The organism is Streptococcus cristatus (genome assembly GCF_963529205.1).
Classification (GTDB): Bacteria; Bacillota; Bacilli; order Lactobacillales; family Streptococcaceae; genus Streptococcus; species Streptococcus cristatus_O.
The window spans coordinates 31,527-48,362 of record NZ_CAURYF010000003.1 but is presented as its reverse complement, the minus strand read 5'-3'; the positions used below and the strand labels follow the sequence as shown (position 1 = coordinate 48,362).

Annotated in this window: 17 protein-coding genes; 2 read left to right on the top strand and 15 right to left on the bottom strand. The window is 44.3% G+C overall.

Going from position 1 to position 16,836, the window contains the following annotated elements:
- Positions 1-5: 5 nt before the first annotated feature.
- From pstA to RWS39_RS01340, 12 genes are all read right to left on the bottom strand, one after another.
- Positions 6-890, bottom strand: a complete 885-nt coding sequence (gene pstA / locus RWS39_RS01395) for a phosphate ABC transporter permease PstA (RefSeq protein ID WP_045497245.1) — start codon at positions 888-890, stop codon at positions 6-8.
- Positions 880-1,797, bottom strand: a complete 918-nt coding sequence (gene pstC / locus RWS39_RS01390; protein ID WP_314479650.1) for a phosphate ABC transporter permease subunit PstC — start codon at positions 1,795-1,797, stop codon at positions 880-882. Before pstC ends, pstA begins: the two co-directional genes overlap by 11 nt.
- Positions 1,794-2,678, bottom strand: a complete 885-nt coding sequence (locus tag RWS39_RS01385) for a phosphate ABC transporter substrate-binding protein PstS family protein (protein ID WP_314479647.1) — start codon at positions 2,676-2,678, stop codon at positions 1,794-1,796. Before RWS39_RS01385 ends, pstC begins: the two co-directional genes overlap by 4 nt.
- Positions 2,679-2,774: 96 nt before the next feature.
- The gene (locus RWS39_RS01380; RefSeq protein WP_314479645.1) at positions 2,775-4,088 is read right to left on the bottom strand and encodes an RsmF rRNA methyltransferase first C-terminal domain-containing protein; all 1,314 of its coding nucleotides are present in this window, start codon (positions 4,086-4,088) and stop codon (positions 2,775-2,777) included.
- 1 nt (position 4,089) lies between these two features.
- Positions 4,090-4,860 carry an inositol monophosphatase family protein gene (locus tag RWS39_RS01375; protein ID WP_314479642.1) on the bottom strand — a complete coding sequence of 257 codons (771 nt, stop codon included), beginning with the start codon at positions 4,858-4,860 and terminating at the stop codon, positions 4,090-4,092.
- A complete protein-coding gene (locus RWS39_RS01370) occupies positions 4,850-5,128 on the bottom strand; it encodes a UPF0223 family protein (protein WP_005590249.1) in 279 nt (92 codons plus the stop codon). Before RWS39_RS01370 ends, RWS39_RS01375 begins: the two co-directional genes overlap by 11 nt.
- A gap of 3 nt (positions 5,129-5,131) precedes the next feature.
- Complete coding sequence (locus tag RWS39_RS01365; protein WP_005590248.1) at positions 5,132-5,530, bottom strand: Spx/MgsR family RNA polymerase-binding regulatory protein; 399 nt, start codon at positions 5,528-5,530, stop codon at positions 5,132-5,134.
- A gap of 119 nt (positions 5,531-5,649) precedes the next feature.
- Positions 5,650-6,573 (bottom strand): bifunctional riboflavin kinase/FAD synthetase, encoded by a 924-nt coding sequence (locus tag RWS39_RS01360; RefSeq protein ID WP_314479728.1) that lies wholly within the window; start codon positions 6,571-6,573, stop codon positions 5,650-5,652.
- A gap of 133 nt (positions 6,574-6,706) precedes the next feature.
- Positions 6,707-7,708 (bottom strand): UDP-glucose 4-epimerase GalE, encoded by a 1,002-nt coding sequence (gene galE, locus RWS39_RS01355; protein WP_314479639.1) that lies wholly within the window; start codon positions 7,706-7,708, stop codon positions 6,707-6,709.
- 77 nt (positions 7,709-7,785) lie between these two features.
- Positions 7,786-9,267 (bottom strand): UDP-glucose--hexose-1-phosphate uridylyltransferase, encoded by a 1,482-nt coding sequence (gene galT / locus RWS39_RS01350; RefSeq protein ID WP_314479637.1) that lies wholly within the window; start codon positions 9,265-9,267, stop codon positions 7,786-7,788.
- A complete protein-coding gene (locus RWS39_RS01345; RefSeq protein WP_314479634.1) occupies positions 9,264-9,923 on the bottom strand; it encodes an HAD family hydrolase in 660 nt (219 codons plus the stop codon). The genes galT and RWS39_RS01345 overlap by 4 nt, the downstream gene beginning before the upstream one ends.
- Before the next feature lie 11 nt (positions 9,924-9,934).
- Positions 9,935-11,113: a galactokinase gene (locus tag RWS39_RS01340; protein WP_125381829.1), complete on the bottom strand. Its 1,179-nt coding sequence runs from the start codon at positions 11,111-11,113 to the stop codon at positions 9,935-9,937.
- Positions 11,114-11,310: 197 nt separating this feature from the next.
- Between RWS39_RS01340 and RWS39_RS01335 the strand changes: the two genes are divergently transcribed.
- A complete protein-coding gene (locus tag RWS39_RS01335; RefSeq protein ID WP_125381824.1) occupies positions 11,311-12,312 on the top strand; it encodes a LacI family DNA-binding transcriptional regulator in 1,002 nt (333 codons plus the stop codon).
- Positions 12,313-12,326: 14 nt separating this feature from the next.
- Complete coding sequence (gene birA, locus RWS39_RS01330) at positions 12,327-13,262, top strand: bifunctional biotin--[acetyl-CoA-carboxylase] ligase/biotin operon repressor BirA (protein WP_125381819.1); 936 nt, start codon at positions 12,327-12,329, stop codon at positions 13,260-13,262.
- 82 nt (positions 13,263-13,344) lie between these two features.
- Here birA and RWS39_RS01325 read toward each other — a convergent pair whose 3' ends face one another.
- The 3 genes from RWS39_RS01325 to dnaG form a co-directional block, all read right to left on the bottom strand.
- Positions 13,345-13,683, bottom strand: a complete 339-nt coding sequence (locus RWS39_RS01325; protein ID WP_125381817.1) for a metal-sulfur cluster assembly factor — start codon at positions 13,681-13,683, stop codon at positions 13,345-13,347.
- Positions 13,684-13,808: 125 nt separating this feature from the next.
- Positions 13,809-14,921 carry an RNA polymerase sigma factor RpoD gene (rpoD, locus tag RWS39_RS01320; protein WP_005590235.1) on the bottom strand — a complete coding sequence of 371 codons (1,113 nt, stop codon included), beginning with the start codon at positions 14,919-14,921 and terminating at the stop codon, positions 13,809-13,811.
- Between the two features lie 2 nt (positions 14,922-14,923).
- Positions 14,924-16,726 carry a DNA primase gene (gene dnaG / locus RWS39_RS01315; protein WP_282188030.1) on the bottom strand — a complete coding sequence of 601 codons (1,803 nt, stop codon included), beginning with the start codon at positions 16,724-16,726 and terminating at the stop codon, positions 14,924-14,926.
- Positions 16,727-16,836: the final 110 nt, after the last annotated feature.

The following is a 16,836-nucleotide window of genomic DNA, read 5'->3' as shown; positions in this document are numbered from 1 at the left end:
CTCCTTTATGCAGAGGTTAATTTCTTGTGCAAGTAAGAACCGAGTTTGCGGGCTCCAAAGTTGAAAATCAAGATAAAAATCAGAAGCACCGCTGCTGATCCTGCTGACACCACAGTGCCATCAGGAATGGTTCCTTCACTATTGACCTTCCAGATATGGACAGCAAGAGTCTCCGCCTGCCGGAAAATCGAAATCGGGCTAGTAATGCTGAAAATGTTCCAGTTAGACCAATCCAGGGCTGGCGCAGATTGTCCCGCAGTATAGATCAAGGCAGCTGCTTCACCGAAAATCCGACCAGAAGCAAGGACGATCCCTGTCACAATCCCTGGTAGAGCCTCAGGAATGACCACATGAAGCACTGTTTCCCAGCGGGAAATTCCCAGAGCCAGTCCTGCTTCACGTTGTGTATGGTGAACGTGGCGTAAGCTATCCTCGACATTACGAGTCATCTGAGGCAGATTGAAGACAGTCAGCGCCAAGGCACCTGAGATGATAGAAAAGCCATACTCAAACTGGACAACGAAAATCAAATAACCAAAGAGTCCGACTACCACGGATGGCAGCGAGGACAGGATTTCAATACAGGTACGGACAAAGTTGGTTACTGGGCCTTTCTTAGCATACTCTGACAGATAGACCCCAGCACCCATAGAGAGAGGAACAGAGATAATCAAAGTAATCACCAACAGGAAGAAGGAATTGTAGAGCTGAATCCCAATACCACCGCCAGCCTGATAGGAAGAAGACTTTCCAGTCAGGAAAGACCAAGAAATATGCGGCAAGCCTCTTACCAGAATATAAAGAATCAGAGAGGCAAGGATGGCAACAATGATACCAGCTATCGTGTAGAGGATACCAGTCGCCAATTTATCTAATTTCTTAGCGTGCATAGTTTTTCTTACCTCTTTCTTTTGTAATCAGTTTAATGACACTGTTAAAGGCTAAGCTCATCATCAAGAGCACCAGAGCCAGAGACCAAAGAACGTTATTGTCCACTGTTCCCATAACGGTATTTCCGATTCCCATGGTCAAAACGGAAGTCAGTGTAGCTGCCGGTGTTGTCAAAGAGGTTGGAATCACCGCAGAGTTACCGACAACCATTTGAATGGCCAAGGCTTCACCGAAGGCACGTGCCATTCCAAAGACCACAGCTGTAAAGATACCAGAGCGAGCAGCCTTTAGCGTTACCCGCCAAATGGTCTGCCAGCGCGTTGCACCCATAGCCAGACTTGCCTCACGGTAGTGACGTGGCACAGCACGCAGACTGTCCGTCGTCATAAAGGTTACTGTCGGCAAAATCATGACAAAAAGTACGAAAATACCAGACAGAATCCCAAATCCGGTACCGCCAAAAACAGTCCGAACAAAGGGAACAACGACCTGCAAGCCGATAAATCCGTACACAACAGACGGAATCCCAACCAAGAGTTCGATTGCAGGCTGGAGAATCCTAGCTCCTTTAGGCGACACTTCAGTCATAAAGACTGCTGCCCCAATAGCAAATGGCGTTGCGATGAGGGCTGATAAAATCGTTACAATAAAGGAACCCAAAATCATCGGAAGGGCACCGAATTCCTTACCTGACGGATTCCAAGTGGAGCCAAATAAAAATTTAAACACATTGACTCCGTTGACAAAGAAGGTTGATAAGCCTTTTTGTGCTACAAAGATTAGAATCATGGCTACAATCAGGACGATTAAAGACAGGCAGGCAAAGGTGATATATTTCCCAAATTTTTCCAGACGAGAGTTTTTCGAAGGGGATAGTAATTTCTTTGCTAATTCTTCATTTCTCATTTGCTATCTCCTTTTAAACTCGTAACATTTCCATCAGCGTCCTTGCTGACCTGCATTTCCTTGATGGAAATATAGCCCATTCCTGAGACGATTCCATCCTGAACTTCATCTGACAACATGTAGTCCAAAAACTCTGCTGCAAGACCAGTCGGCTTGCCCAGTGTATACATATGCTCATAAGACCAGAGTGGCCAAGCATTGGTCGCAACATTTTTGGCCGTTGGTTCGTAGCCATTGAGCTTCAAAGTCTTGACAGAATCATCCACGTAAGCAAAGGCCAGATAAGAAATGGCTCCCGGTGTTTGAGAAACAATGGACTTAACCATCCCATTTGAATCCTGCTCCTGACTTTGAACGGCTGATTTACCGGCCATAATGACACTGTCAAACGTAGCTCGAGAGCCAGAGCTTGCCGCACGGTTGATGATGGAAATCTCTAGATTTTTACCACCCAGCTGCTTCCAGTTGGTCACTTCACCGGTAAAAATCTTCTGCAGCTGCTCTGCCGTTAAATTATCGACAGACACTTCTTTATTGACAATCACGGCAATTCCAGCAACTGCTACTTTGTGGTCAACAAGGGCTGAAGCATTAATCCCTTCTTTTTCCTCAGCAAAGACATCTGAGTTGCCAATTTCAACCGCACCAGACTGAACCTGAGACAAGCCCGTACCTGATCCACCACCTTGAACATTGACCGTTTTTCCAATGTTGGCTGAACCAAACTCATCCGCTGCTGCTTCAACGAGCGGCTGAAGAGCTGTCGAACCAACGGCAGTCATGGACTCCCCTCGGTCAATCCAGCTGGAACAGGCAGAGAGGCTAACTGCAAATAGCACTAGAACAGCTGACAAAATCAGCTTATATTTTTTCTTTACCATTTTTCTCCTCGAAATCTTGAGAATGATAGTGGGTTATCTATCGTAAGAATCTAAAAACCCCACTATATCCACTATAACATAGAAAGAGGGCTTTGCCTAGTCTTTTGAACGAAAGCGAAGCCCCTTTGGGAAATAATTTTTCAAGGTATTTCCAGTAATTTTTGCAAACCCCAGACCGTTGCTTTGGGCAAGCACTTGATACCAGCCATTTGGATAGTTTTGAGAGAGTTGAACCGTCTCGCCTGCTACGTATTTGCTAAAGGCCTCATCATCAATCTCAAGGACTGAGACGACTTCACTAGGTCTCAAGGCCAAACCTAAGGCAAAGCTCGGTTCAAAGCGATTTTTCTTAAATTGCCCTAGATATAGGCCGTTACGAGCAATTTTCAGCTTGGACATGTCTGGTAGTCCAGCTGGTAACAGATAAAGATTGTCCCCAAAAGTGTCTAAATGTCCTTCTAGCTCAATGTTTAAATGCTTTTTCTGGAAATCTTGCCAGAGTTTTCTCTGCTCAACTGTCAATTTATTTTTGACTGCCTTGATTTTTTTAGCAGACTGACTTCCTGTAAAGCGAAATTTCGCTACAAATTGCCCTTCTCCTTTGAAATGGTTGGGATACATCCGAGCTGTTTCTGGGAAATTAATCCCCGCAACCATGCCATTGACTTTTGGTATTTCAAGCAAGTCCAAAGGAAAATTCTCCAAAAGCCAAGCGACAATTTCTTCATTTTCTTCGGGCGCCCAAGTGCAAGTTGAATAAACTAACTGACCACCTGTTGCCAACATCTTGACAGCGTCCTCTAGAATTTCTCGCTGGAGACGCGCACACTGGGCAGGATATTCCGGACTCCAATACTGGGTAGCATCTGGCTGCTTGCGAAACATTCCTTCGCCAGAGCAAGGAGCATCCAGAACAATGAGGTCAAAATAGCCCTGATAAACCTTAGCTAATCGATCCGCAGATTCGTTGGTGACAAGGACATTTCGCGCTCCAAAACGCTCAATGTTTTCCACCAAAATTTTACTGCGTTTGGCATTGATTTCGTTAGAAACCAGCAAGCCTGTATTTCCCAGATAAGAGAGTAAATGAGTAGATTTTCCACCTGGTGCAGCCGCTAAGTCCAAAACTTTCATGCCCTTTTCCGGTGCTGCAACCTGGGCAACCATTTGTGCTGCCGGCTCCTGAGAATAAACCAGCCCCGTGACATGTTCCACCGACTTCCCAGACACTTTTCCGTAATAACCCCAGTCTGTATTTGGAATCGCATCTGCAAAATTTTTCTGATTCTCTTTTAAGGGATTGCTGCGAAAAGCTGAAATCGGATCTTGATCAAAAGTCGCAAAAAAAACCTCTGCTTCCTGACCCAAGAGCTCCTCATACTTTTCCTTAAAACCTACTGGAAAGTCCATACTAGCCTTTTCCCTTTCGTAAATACTTTTGTAATTCGCCCAATTTACACTTTGGTGCAATCATAATCGGCTCCTGAGTCTGAAAATTCGGCTGGCCGCCATCTAAAGTCTGAATGACAAAACCCAATTTGTCAGCCATCACATAGGCCGCCGCATAGTCCCAAGGCCAATTATAAGAGAAATAGGCTGCCAAACCACCAGACAGAGCCTTGCCAAAACTAATCCCAGCACTGCCATAGACACGCACGCCTAAGCAGGCACGAGATAAGTCAGCTAGTCCCCAGTGATTATGCTCCAGCATACTAGCATTTGAAGCCATAAGATATTGCTGCAAGGGCTTATCGATAAAAGCAGACAACTTTCTGTCATTGCAGTAAACATCAAAAGCCCCACCTCCATGAAAAAGCTGGTCCCTTGTCACATCGTAAATCAAGCCGAACTTGCCCTGCCCATTTTCAAAATAAGCTAACATAATAGCAAAATCAGCCCGCTGGGTAATGAAATTATTGGTGCCATCAATAGGATCAATCACCCAGACATTACCATCCGCGATGTCGTGTCGCAGGTCATTTTCCTCAGCCAAAATCGCGTCGTCAGGATACTGAGCTAAAATTTTCCCAACCAAGTCATCCTGGATGAAACTGTCCATTTGAGTCACCAAGTCAGTCGGACTACTTTTTTGCACGACATCCAAATCACCATAGAGATGGTCTCTCAAAAAAGCACCTGCCTGATACACTATTTCTTTCGCAAAATGAAATTTATTTTCCAAGAGAAATCATTCCTTTCCCTTTCCTTTTCGCCTCCTGAACAGCACGATAAAGAGAATAGCCACTGACCGTCTCAAACTCACGGCCGAGTCGCTTCTCTTCTCCCTTGCTGGGAACAACTTTCTTGAAAACTGCATAGGACTGGAGCAGTTTCTCCGCTTGAATCTTCTGTTCATAGGCTTGCTCTACATCATTAAAAAAAGAAAGCACTGAAGCAAGCTCTTCAGTGCTCCACGATAAGTCTAGTGGGTAACTATAATTTTTTTCCATAATTTAAATATCAGCACGCATAGTTGCGGCTCTTAGTTCTTCTTTCCGATAGCCTCTAGGCAAGAAAGCACGGATTTCATCTTCATTGAAACCGATTTGCATTCGTTTACCATCGAGGATAATTGGGCGACGCAAAAGACTAGGATTTTCCTCAATCAGCTTAATGAGCGTTGAAATCGATAAATCCTCTACATCTAAATCTAGTTTTTGAAAAATTTTTGAGCGGGTTGAGATGATGTCATCAGTGCCGTTTTCTGTCAATGAAAGAATGTGTTGCAATTCTGGAGCAGACAGAGGGCTCGTCATGATATTATGCTCCGTAAATGGAACTTCATGACCAATCAACCAAGCACGCGCCTTGCGACAGGAAGTGCAGCTAGGCGATAAAAATAATGTAATCATGCTGTTCTCTTCTTATTTTTATATAGTAACTAACTCTATTATACTAAATTTTATCTCTCTTGACTAGATATTTTTGAGAATCGGCTCGAAATACTAAGAAAAATATTAAAAACTGACATTTATTCCGAACATTCCCAATTTCTTGCCACTTCTTCATCACTCTTTAATTGAGCAACCAGTTCTTCAATACCATCAAATTTGACCATGTCACGAATCTTATCCAGCCAGATAATCCGAATCGTATCGCCATAGATTTCCTCCGCAAAGTCAAATAGATTGGCTTCAAAACGAAGCTCATCTCCTTCAAAGGTCACATTTTTGCCAACGCTAGCCATGCCACGAAAAATCTTGCCATTGTGCTCAACATCTACCACATAGACACCATCTGCTGGCAAAATCACGCGATCCAATGGTGCTAGATTGGCCGTTGGATAGCCAATGGTACGCCCTCTAGCATTGCCATGAACCACAATGCCACGAGTAGAGAGAGGATAGCCTAATAGCTGATGCGCCTTGGCAACATCACCATTTTGAATGGTCTCTCTAATCCGAGTAGAAGAGATTTTTTCCTCATCTTGATTGACCGATGAGACGATGACAATCCGACCATCGAAATAGTCTGCAAGCTCCTCTGCCTTTCTCTTGTCAGATCCAAAATGGTAATCAAAACCTGCCACAACTGCCTTTGCTTTAAGCGCAGAAACGTACTTATCAAAAAATTCTCGGGCTGTATTTTTAGAAAAATGACTAGTAAAGTCAATCAAGTAAAGGTAGTCCACACCCAAATTTTCTAAGTGAGCAGCTCGTTCCTCTGGATGATTTAAATGCAACATCAACTCTGGCTGATAACGGACAAAAGCTAATTTTGGTGACTCAGGAAAGGTCAGTACCGCAATCTTCAGTCCTTGCTCATCCGCTATTTTCCTAGCTTCCTTAAAAAGTGTCTGATGTCCCTTATGCAGGCCGTCAAAATAGCCCAAGACCAAGACCGTATCTTCTTCCTGATTTATCTCTAATTCATTATTTATTCGTCTTATTTTCATCATTTTTCTATTTTACTATGTATCCGCTTTTTTTACAACAAATTAAATCTAAGAAAAAGAACTTCTAACACTCCAAAGAGACACCTTGCTATTCCTAACAAGGTGTCTCTGCCAATATTTGAAACTACACTGATTACTGGAGATCATCATAGCCATTTGGATGACTGGAATGCCATTTCCAAGCAGTTTCGATAATGGTTTCGATATTGTCAAATTTCGGCTGCCAGCCCAGAATATTTCTTGCCTTCTCAGAGGAAGCAATCAGCGTATCTGGATCCCCTGGACGTCGCTCTGCTATTTCCAAAGGAATAGGATGGCCGGTCACCTTGCGGGCGGCTTCTACAATCTGCAAGTTGGAAAAACCAGTCGAAGAGCCAAGGTTAAAGGCATCCGAAGGTTGACCAGCACGCAGATGCTCAACAGCCAAAATATGGGCTTCAGCCAAGTCAAAAGGATGAACATAATCACGAACATTGGTTCCATCCGGAGTGTCGTAATCGTCGCCAAAGACGGCAATCTTTTCACGTTTGCCCTGAGCCACCTGGAGCACAATGGGCAAGAGATGGGTCTCTGGTCCATGATCCTCACCAATTGAGCCGTCGGGCTTGGCACCAGCTACATTGAAATAACGCAGAGCTACAAACTTGATGCCATAGGCCTGGTCTGCCCAGCGCATAATAGTCTCCATCATGAGTTTGCTCTCACCATAAGGATTAATCGGCGTTTGCGGAGTTGTTTCCAGAATCGGAACTTCCTCAGGAATGCCATAAGTTGCCGCAGTCGAAGAAAAGACAATGTTTTTAACGCCGCATTCCTGCATGACCTCCAAAAGAGAAACCATACCGGCTGTGTTATTGTCAAAATATTTGAGCGGATCAACCATAGACTCTGCGACCAGTGAAAAGGCAGCAAAGTGAATGACTGCATCAATAGATGGATGATTGGCAAATACACTACGCATAAAATCCTTATCAGCTAAATCGCCCTCATAAAAGACTGCTTGAGGATGGACGGCTGCGCGATGGCCAGTCACCAAATTATCAACGACGACTACCTCTTCCTTACCTGCTTCTACCAAACGGTCTACCATGTGCGAGCCGATATAACCAGCTCCACCTAATACTAAAATTGCCATGTTTCTCTCTTTCTTGTCTTGATTTATACTTTAACTATTTTATCAAAAATAAGGACGAATGAAAACTCTTGCTGCAATTATTCTTTCAAACCAACAGATTGGACAAAGCGCATGAATGCTTCCTGCCCCTCCTCTGTTCGCTTGTAAACTCCCGCGTCTTCCAGCACACGGCTGAAAATTTGTCCAACTGAAGCCTGAACTACTCCTTCCACCGTTTCAGCGGAAACATTTGGATTTTGGTCTTTGAGTTGCTTGGCCCACTCCTGATGATAGGCAGCAACCTGACAGTCTTCTCCCAGCAAGAAAAGTTTCACCTGCTTGAGTTCTTCCTTGAGCCGAGGCGGCAGAATAGCCAGCCCCATAACCTCAATCAGACCGATATTTTCTTTCTTAATATGTTGCACATCCTTATGAGGATGGTAAATGCCGTCTGGATGTTCTGCGGAAGTTTGATTGTCCCGCAAGACCAAGTCTAGCTCAAAACATCCATCTTTTTTGCGGGCAATCGGTGTGATGGTATGGTGAGGCTCACCCTCAGACTCTGCCAACACCTGCACACTTAGATCAGAATAAGTCCGCCAAGCTTGCAAGATCTTGTCAGCCAACTCAATCAACTGTTCCTTCTTATCAGACTTCAGACGAATGACAGACATAGGCCACTTGACAATACCTGCTTCCACCTCTTCAAATCCGCTAAAAGTAAAGCTGCAATCCAGCTCTGCTATTTCCATAGGGAAAGTATGACGTCCGCCCTGATAGTGGTCGTGGGTCAGGATGGAGCCACCGACAATAGGCAGGTCGGCGTTGGATCCTGCAAAATAGCCTGGAAAAGTCTCGACGATGTCCAGCAGGCGCTCAAAGGTCAGCCGGCTGATAGCCATAGGAAGGTGCTGGCTGTGCAGAAAGATGCAATGCTCATTAAAGTAGGCATAGGGCGAATACTGGAAGCCCCATTCCTGTCCGGCCAAATCGAATCGAATAATCCGATGGTTAGCGCGGGCAGGGTGATCCAAGCGGCCTTGGTAGCCTTCATTTTCCATGCAGAGCTGGCAGGCTGGATAATGGCTGTTCTTAGCCTTTTTAGCTGCCGCAATTTCCTTGGGATCCTTTTCTGGCTTAGAGAGATTGATGGTGATTTCCAAATCTCCATAAGCGGTCGGTGCTTTGAAAGCAATGTTTTTAGCAATAGCCTTGACCTTGATGTAGTCATTCTTTTGACTAAGCTGGTAAAAATCAGCCACAGCTTGCTCGGGATTGGAAGCATAGGTCGTCCAGAAGTCCTGATTGAGCTGGCTAGGGGCAGGTGTGATGAAGTTCATAAGCTCAGCACCAAGGATTTCACGCGCAGTCTGACTATCCTCAATCGTCTCTAATCTAACTGCCTCCTCAACCAGCTGGTCCTTGAGGCCAATCAAGTCATCCAACTCAGTCTCAACTTCTAAAACGCCATCTCCCACTCGTGCCAAAACACGATTGATCAGGTAGATTCGATCCATTTCCTCAAATGAACTTTCAGAAATGACTTCTGTGATAAATGCATCTAGAACTCCCTGACTCATTGATTCTCCTTCTTACATTCTAAATAGTCTCTGACAGCGTCTAAATCCTGAAAAACTTGTTCTGTTTTATTTAAGAAAGACTGCGCTGGTATTTTTAAGTCTGGAATACAAATGATTGGTATCCCAGCCCTATACGCTGCCTCAATCCCTGCTTCACTATCCTCTAGTACTAAGCAATTCTCTGGTAAAACGTTCAAATCTCTACAGGCCTTTAAAAATATATCAGGGTAAGGTTTGCTTCTCTTTACATCTTTTGCAAAAACTAGATGGTCAAATAGGGACAGTATACCATTGCTATCCAAGATCATTCTCGCTCGAGATTCAACACTTGAAGTTGCTAAGGCGATCGGAATGCCTTCTCTTTGCAAAAAAGCAAGCAAATTTTTAGCACCTTTTTTTAAATTTACACCTTTGGCTAATATTCGAGCTTCCAGTTCATAAACTTTTTCCAAGGTTTGGTCAAAGTTCCAAGGTAAATCATAGGTATCCAAAAATCGTTGAACATTCTCCTCTTCCCTATGTCCACTGTATTCTCTAGAATATGTTTCTTCTGTGAAAGGAATTCCAAAATCTTTAAGCAATTCTTGATAAACTTTTAGAGAAATGATCTCAGTATCAGCTAATAAGCCATCTAAATCAAATATTACAGCTTCCATTTACTTCTCTCCTAGTCTAAAACTCGAGTGCCACCTGCAACTTCAGCGATATAGAAGCTTGGAGCGTATCCAACGACTTCCTCGTAGTGCTTGCCAACAGCTTCCTTAAAGGCCTCAACGGCATCTTTTTGCACCAAGGAAATGGCACAGCCACCGAAGCCAGCTCCGGTCATACGGGCTCCCAGAACGCCTTCTTGCTCCCAGGCCGTGTGAACCAAGGTGTCCAGCTCTAGGCCAGTCACTTCATAGTCATGCTCCAATGAAACGTGGGAAGCATTCATGAGGCGGCCAAACTTGTCAAGATCGCCTGCCTGCAAAGCTGCCCGCGCTTGCAAAGTGCGTTGATTTTCCAAAACGGCATGGCGAGCCCGTTTGAGGCGATTTTCGTCCTCTATCAGATAGCTATACTCATCAAAGGACCACTCGTCCAACTCACCCAAGGTTGCGATAGATAGCTTGCGGTTCAGTTCTTCAACAGCTTTTTCACACTCCGCCCGACGCTCATTGTACTTAGAATCCGCCAACTCACGCCGCTTGTTGGTATTCATAATCACTACAACATTATCCTTCAAATCAAGTGGCACCAAGTCATATTCCAAGGTATTGGTATCTAAGTAAATAGCCCGCTGGTCAGCTCCCATACCGATGGCAAACTGGTCCATAATACCAGAATTAACCCCGATAAATTCATTCTCAGTTAATTTACCGATTTTCACTAGGTCCAGACGTTCCAACTGCAAATCAAAAAGTTTCTCGGCCATGATACCAGTTAAAAGCTCTAGCGATGCAGAAGAAGACAAGCCCGAGCCGTTGGGAATATTTCCATAAACATAGACATCCATGCCTCGGTCAATCTTATGGCCTGCCTCCTGCAGAAAATGCAGAACTCCTTTTGGATAGTTGGTCCAGTTATGCTCAGGCTCAAAGTGCAGGTTTTCCAGCGGCACTTCAATAATCCCTTTTTCTTTAAAATTCCCTGAGAAGAATCGCAAGAGCTGGTCGTCCCGCTTACGAGCCGCTCCATAAGTTCCAAGAGAAATAGCTGCAGGAAAGACATGGCCGCCGTTATAGTCCGTATGCTCGCCGATCAGATTGATCCGACCGGGTGAAAAGAAAGTGTGGTCCGCTTCTACTCCAAAAACCTTGGCAAAATCTGCGCGGATTTGCTCTACTGAAATGACATTTGACATAAACTAAACTCCTTTATAACGATGATCGATATTGTAATCGTTTTCTTGATTTTATTATAACCGTTTCCGAGTAAAACTTCAATAATTTTAGTAAATTTTTACTTAATAAAGCGATCACCTAATATTTACTAAATTCCTCTTTGTTATTTACTTGTTTTTGAGGTATAATAGCCCATATAAGACAATAGGAGAAAAAAATGGCTACGATTAAGGATATTGCCCAGGCTGCTGGGGTCTCTCCCGCTACGGTCTCTCGCGTACTCAACTACGACCCAGCCATGTCAGTCAGTGATAGCACTCGTAAAAAGATTTTTGATATCGCTGAGCAGCTGAACTATAAAAAATCAAGAAAAAGGAAGCCAAGTAAGGCTCAGGCCTACCGTATTGGGCTCATTGAATGGTACACTGAGCAGGAAGAGCTCGATGACCTTTACTACTACTCCATTCGTTTGGGCATTGAAAAAAAAGCCCAAGAATTGGGCTATGAGATTCTCAGAGTGTTTCAAAATGATTCTCTTGAGCAATTGAAAGACATTGATGGCTTGATTGCCATCGGTAAATTCAGCCCAGCTCAAATCCAGCAGCTGGAGCAATACAGCAGCCACTTAGTTTTTGTCGACAGTGATACACTTAATGCAGGCCACAGCTGTGTGACGGTTGATTTTGAGAATGCTGTAAGGAAGGTACTTGAGCACTTCATAAATGCTGGTTTTGATCAGATTGGCATGATTGCCGGGCAAGAAAGAACCTCTGACCAGACTAGTCTAATCAGCGACCCTCGTTTGGCAAGCTTTCAGCAGTATCTGTCTGAAAAAGAAATTTATCAACCTGACTTGGTTAAGGTAGGCAGCTTTTCTTCGGAATCAGGCTATCAGATGATGACAGAGCTCCTTAGCGAGCACGAGAACCAGCTCCCGCCCGCCTTCTTCATCTCTAGCGATGCTTTGGCTATCGGTGCCTTGCGGGCTCTGCAAGAACACGGAATCCAAGTTCCCCAAGATGTCAGCATTATTTCATTTAATGATACGTCTATTGCTAAGTACATCTATCCCAGTCTCAGTACGGTCACCGTTTTTACAGAAGAAATGGGCAAGCAGGCTCTGCACATTCTGAATCAAATTTTAACATCCGAAGAGGACTCCATTCCCTATATGGTCAAACTTTCTACCAAGCTGACCATTCGAGAAAGCAGTATTTAACAGAGAAAGAACGAATGAAAACCTACGAACAATTATTTACCATTCTCAGCCAAGCTGACGATTATGCCAATGGAGAAAGTCTGGCCCAGACATTGGGTATTTCCAGAACTTCCATTTGGAAGGCCATTCAGCGCTTGGAAAGAGAAGGAATCCAGATTGATTCCGTTAAAAATCGGGGCTATAAGCTCAAAGCGGGGGATTTACTAATCCCAGAAATCATTGAAAAAGAGGCACCCATCAAAGTTTCCTTCAACCCCAACTGTCAATCTACTCAAATAGATGCCAAAGCAGGTCTGGAAGCGAGCGGCGAAGCAAATACCCTTTATCTAGCTGCCGCTCAATCCGCTGGTCGCGGTCGCTTCGGCCGAAACTTTTTCTCTCCAAAACAAGGCGGCTTTTACATGTCCCTCCATCTCAAGCCCAACCTATCTTTTGATCAAATCCCTGCCTATACCCTCCTGACAGCTGGAGCCATCTATCAGGCTGTAAAAAATCTAACCCTGATAGACATAGATATCAAGTGGGTCAACGATATTTACTACAAGGATAAAAAAATCGCAGGCATTTTAACCGAGGCCATTACTTCAGTCGAGACAGACTTAGTCACAGATATTATTATCGGGGTCGGGTTTAATTTTTGCGTTAATGATTTTCCAGAAGAATTGCAATCTAAGGCTGGATCACTCTTTACAGAGCGAGCTCCTATCAGCAGAAATGAGCTGATTGCTGAAATCTGGAGATGTTTCTACGAAAGCGATCCCCAAGACCTGCTCTATCTTTACAAAAAGCACTCTCTAGTCCTCGGTCGCCAAGTGAGCTTCCAGCAAAATAATCAAACCTATAAGGGAATTGCTAGCGATATCTCGGACAGTGGCCAACTTCTAGTCCAGTTGGAGAACGGCCAAAATATCTGGCTCAACAGCGGGGAAATTTCACTAACTAGCTGGTAGTTTGTACAAAATTACATTCAAAAAGCACTTGATGTTCCATTCAAGCGCTTTTCTGTATAGTCTTTCTTCCAGTGTGATGTCGCTATTTAATCCCTAATGCAATTCGAGCATAACGACTCATCTTTTCCACTGTCCAAGCGGGATACCAAACCAATTTGACTTCTGTCTTAGTAACCTCTGGAACATCTGACATGGCGTCATAAATCTGGTCAGTCAGAAGATCCGCCAGAGGGCATCCCATAGTGGTCAAGGTCATATCGATTTCCGTTTCCCCATTGGTCTCGTCAAAACGGATTTCATAGATTAAACCTAGATTGACAATATCAATCCCCAGCTCTGGGTCAATGACCTGCTCCAAGCTCTCCAAAATACGCGTTTTAATCTTTTCAACTTCTTCAGGGCTGTATTTTTTTTCTGACATGCATATCCTCCTTATAGATATAGCAGAAATTTCAAGTTAGCTCGAGGGGACCTTTGTTTTCAGCAAGGATCGCCGACTTGACACTTCCTACTGAAAGATTTCTGCCCCTTCTTGCTTTTCAGTTCTTAATCTTCGATAAAGTCTCTGAGTGGTTTACTGCGGCTTGGGTGGCGAAGTTTACGCAGTGCCTTGGCTTCAATCTGGCGAATCCGCTCACGGGTGACATTGAAAACCTTGCCGACATCTTCCAGCGTCCGCATTTTTCCATCGTCCAGACCAAAGCGCAGACGCAAGACGTTTTCCTCACGATCTGTCAAAGTATCCAAGACCTCATCCAACTGCTCACGAAGAACGACACGAGTTGTGTAATCAACTGGATTTTCAATCACTTCGTCTTCGATAAAGTCTCCCAGATGGCTGTCATCTTCCTCACCGATTGGCGTCTCTAGAGAAACCGGCTCTTGAGCAATCTTGAGAATCTCACGAACCTTGTCAGGTGTCATATCCATCCGCTCAGCGATTTGCTCAGGCGTAGGATCTTGACCTAATTCCTGCAATAGATTACGTTGCTCACGGACTAGCTTGTTAATGGTTTCCACCATATGGACCGGAATCCGAATAGTCCGAGCTTGGTCAGCAATCGCACGGGTAATAGCCTGACGAATCCACCAAGTCGCATAAGTTGAAAACTTAAATCCTTTGGTGTAGTCAAACTTATCAACAGCCTTCATCAGTCCCATGTTTCCTTCTTGAATCAAGTCAAGGAACTGCATACCACGGCCGACATAGCGCTTGGCAATGGAAACAACCAGACGAAGATTGGCCTCAGCCAGACGCTGCTTGGCTTCCAAGTCTCCCTGCTCTACCAAAATCGCCAGCTCTTGTTCTTCTTCATTGCTAAGAAGCGGCACAACCCCGATTTCTTTCAGATACATGCGGACTGGGTCATTGACCTTGGCTGAATTGCTACCCAAGAGCTCTTCATCGGTCAGTTCTACTTCTTCCTCTTCAGTATTCAAGACACGCGCGCTGGGATTTCCTTCCTTATCCGTGATAGAAATGCCCGCATCCTGAATGCGTTGCAGCAAATCCTCAATCCCATCAGCGTCCAAAGTGAAAGGAATGACCAGCTGGTCATTGATTTCATCGTCTGTCGCTACACCTGTCTGCTTGTGATTGCGGATGAATTCTGCAATTTGAACGTCTAATGTTGTTACTTCTTTTTGTTTTGTAGCCATACCTACTCCATTCTTCTTTTTTGTGCGATTAAGCGCTCCACTTCTAATATAGCGGCATTCTCATCTCCAGTATGCAAAGCTTCTCGAATCTTTTTGCTAATCAGCTGATTATTCTTACGAAGCAATTCACGTTCCCTAGTCAACTCAACTTCTGCTAACTCTCCGTCTTCCATCTCCTCTGGCAAATCTTCCTCCAACATCCGATACCAAAGTTGCTGGACTCTTTCCGGTAAGCTGGATAAATCCTGCGAAGTCACTTCACCATTGGCCAGTAAAAGCTCGTATAACTCCTGCAGTTCCGCCGTATCAAAGGCAAAATCTGTACGAAGCCGATAGCTATTTAAAACCAGCGGATTGTGTACCATACGATAAAGGATATGGATTTCTGCTTTTATCAACCGTGAAAGCTGTTTAGACAGTGGAAGATCTACCAGTACAGGTCTTCTTAGAGATTCCGACTGCTGTCCGCTTCGGCTACTTCGCTCAGCCAAACGACTGTTGTTAACCGTATTCTCTACCTGCTGGTAATCAAAATCTGGCAGCAACTCAGCCAACATATAAATATAGGAATTCTGAGCTGTAATAGACTGCGTTTGAGCAATGATTGGCGCCATTCGCTCCACGAATTCAATCTGAGCCTGCAAATTTTCAATATTATCCGGCTTGAGATAGCGTAAAAGGAACTCTACATCACTAATTCGCGTTTTAGTCAGAAATTGTCGCAATTCCTCGGCAGAATTTTTAGCAATAAATTCGTCTGGATCCATATTGTCAGGAAAGGACACAATCTCTACCGACATATCCCGCAGCTCTTCTAAAGCCTTGGCTATCGCAGCCTGACCAGCCCTGTCTCCATCATAAGTCAGAATGATTTTCTTGCAATACTTACGCAGGTGCTGGACATGCTCAGGCGTCAGAGCTGTTCCCATAGATGCGACTGCATTTTCAACTCCAGCCCGATAAGCCGCGATCACGTCCATAAAGCCTTCCATCAGATAAACTTCATGGCTCTTCTTGATAACCGGCTTGGCCTTATCCAGATGATAAAGCTCATAGCTTTTATTAAAAATAGGGGTGCTGCGACTATTCTTATACTTGGCAGTCTGTGAAACAGCCTCCGAATCTTGCCAGATTCGACCAGAAAAGGCGACAACCTGCCCCTTGTCATTGGTCAAGGGAAACATAATCCGGTTCTGAAAAGCATCATAGACCAGATTATTCTCTGCCAGATTAAAAAGACCCGAGTTCATGATAGTGAACTCATCAAACTTACCAGCCATACTCTTATGAAGATAGTTGCCTTCATTAGGAGCCAAGCCGATTTGAAAATGCTTAATGACCTCATCTGTCAGCCCACGATTGTAGAGATAAGCGCGTGCTTCTTCTCCTATTTTGGTCGTCATCAGAACCGCATGGTAAAACTTCGCTGCCTCTGTATGAATATCGTAGAGCGCCTGATGCGGATGAGCCTGTCTCGGTCGATCTGCGCCAGCTCTCTCCATCCCTAAGGAAATGCCCGCTCTGTCTGCGACAATCTGAACAGCATCCATGAAGGATACGCCTCGGTAGTCCTCAATAAACTTGAAAACATCCCCCGACTTGCCACAGCCAAAACAGTGATAAAACTGCTTGTCCTCTACAACGTTGAAAGAGGGCGTCTTTTCGCCATGAAAGGGACAAAGTCCCAGAAAGTTTCTGCCAGCCTTGGTTAAGGCTACCGTTTCTCCTATGACATCGACGATATTGACACTATTTTTTATTTCAGAAATCATTTCTTTATCCAATAGACAATACCTCCAATTCATCACAGAATATCACTCTATATTTTATAATAATTTGACGCAAATGTAAAACATTTGATAGGCAAATGACTTGAAATAATTGCTTCTTTAAGCTATAATATAATCTCAAATAT

Excerpts from the sequence above, each read along its gene's own strand:
- RWS39_RS01370 (WP_005590249.1), bottom strand. The coding sequence starts at position 5,128 with ATGGAAAAAAATTATAGTTACCCACTAGACTTATCGTGGAGCACTGAA.
- RWS39_RS01380 (WP_314479645.1), bottom strand. The coding sequence starts at position 4,088 with ATGGACTTTCCAGTAGGTTTTAAGGAAAAGTATGAGGAGCTCTTGGGT.
- galT (WP_314479637.1), bottom strand. The coding sequence starts at position 9,267 with ATGAGTCAGGGAGTTCTAGATGCATTTATCACAGAAGTCATTTCTGAA.
- RWS39_RS01335 (WP_125381824.1), top strand. The coding sequence starts at position 11,311 with ATGGCTACGATTAAGGATATTGCCCAGGCTGCTGGGGTCTCTCCCGCT.
- rpoD (WP_005590235.1), bottom strand. The coding sequence starts at position 14,921 with ATGGCTACAAAACAAAAAGAAGTAACAACATTAGACGTTCAAATTGCA.
- RWS39_RS01345 (WP_314479634.1), bottom strand. The coding sequence starts at position 9,923 with ATGGAAGCTGTAATATTTGATTTAGATGGCTTATTAGCTGATACTGAG.
- birA (WP_125381819.1), top strand. The coding sequence starts at position 12,327 with ATGAAAACCTACGAACAATTATTTACCATTCTCAGCCAAGCTGACGAT.
- RWS39_RS01325 (WP_125381817.1), bottom strand. The coding sequence starts at position 13,683 with ATGTCAGAAAAAAAATACAGCCCTGAAGAAGTTGAAAAGATTAAAACG.
- pstC (WP_314479650.1), bottom strand. The coding sequence starts at position 1,797 with ATGAGAAATGAAGAATTAGCAAAGAAATTACTATCCCCTTCGAAAAAC.
- RWS39_RS01365 (WP_005590248.1), bottom strand. The coding sequence starts at position 5,530 with ATGATTACATTATTTTTATCGCCTAGCTGCACTTCCTGTCGCAAGGCG.
- dnaG (WP_282188030.1), bottom strand. The coding sequence starts at position 16,726 with ATGAATTGGAGGTATTGTCTATTGGATAAAGAAATGATTTCTGAAATA.
- RWS39_RS01385 (WP_314479647.1), bottom strand. The coding sequence starts at position 2,678 with ATGGTAAAGAAAAAATATAAGCTGATTTTGTCAGCTGTTCTAGTGCTA.
- galE (WP_314479639.1), bottom strand. The coding sequence starts at position 7,708 with ATGGCAATTTTAGTATTAGGTGGAGCTGGTTATATCGGCTCGCACATG.
- RWS39_RS01360 (WP_314479728.1), bottom strand. The coding sequence starts at position 6,573 with ATGAAAATAAGACGAATAAATAATGAATTAGAGATAAATCAGGAAGAA.
- RWS39_RS01340 (WP_125381829.1), bottom strand. The coding sequence starts at position 11,113 with ATGTCAAATGTCATTTCAGTAGAGCAAATCCGCGCAGATTTTGCCAAG.
- pstA (WP_045497245.1), bottom strand. The coding sequence starts at position 890 with ATGCACGCTAAGAAATTAGATAAATTGGCGACTGGTATCCTCTACACG.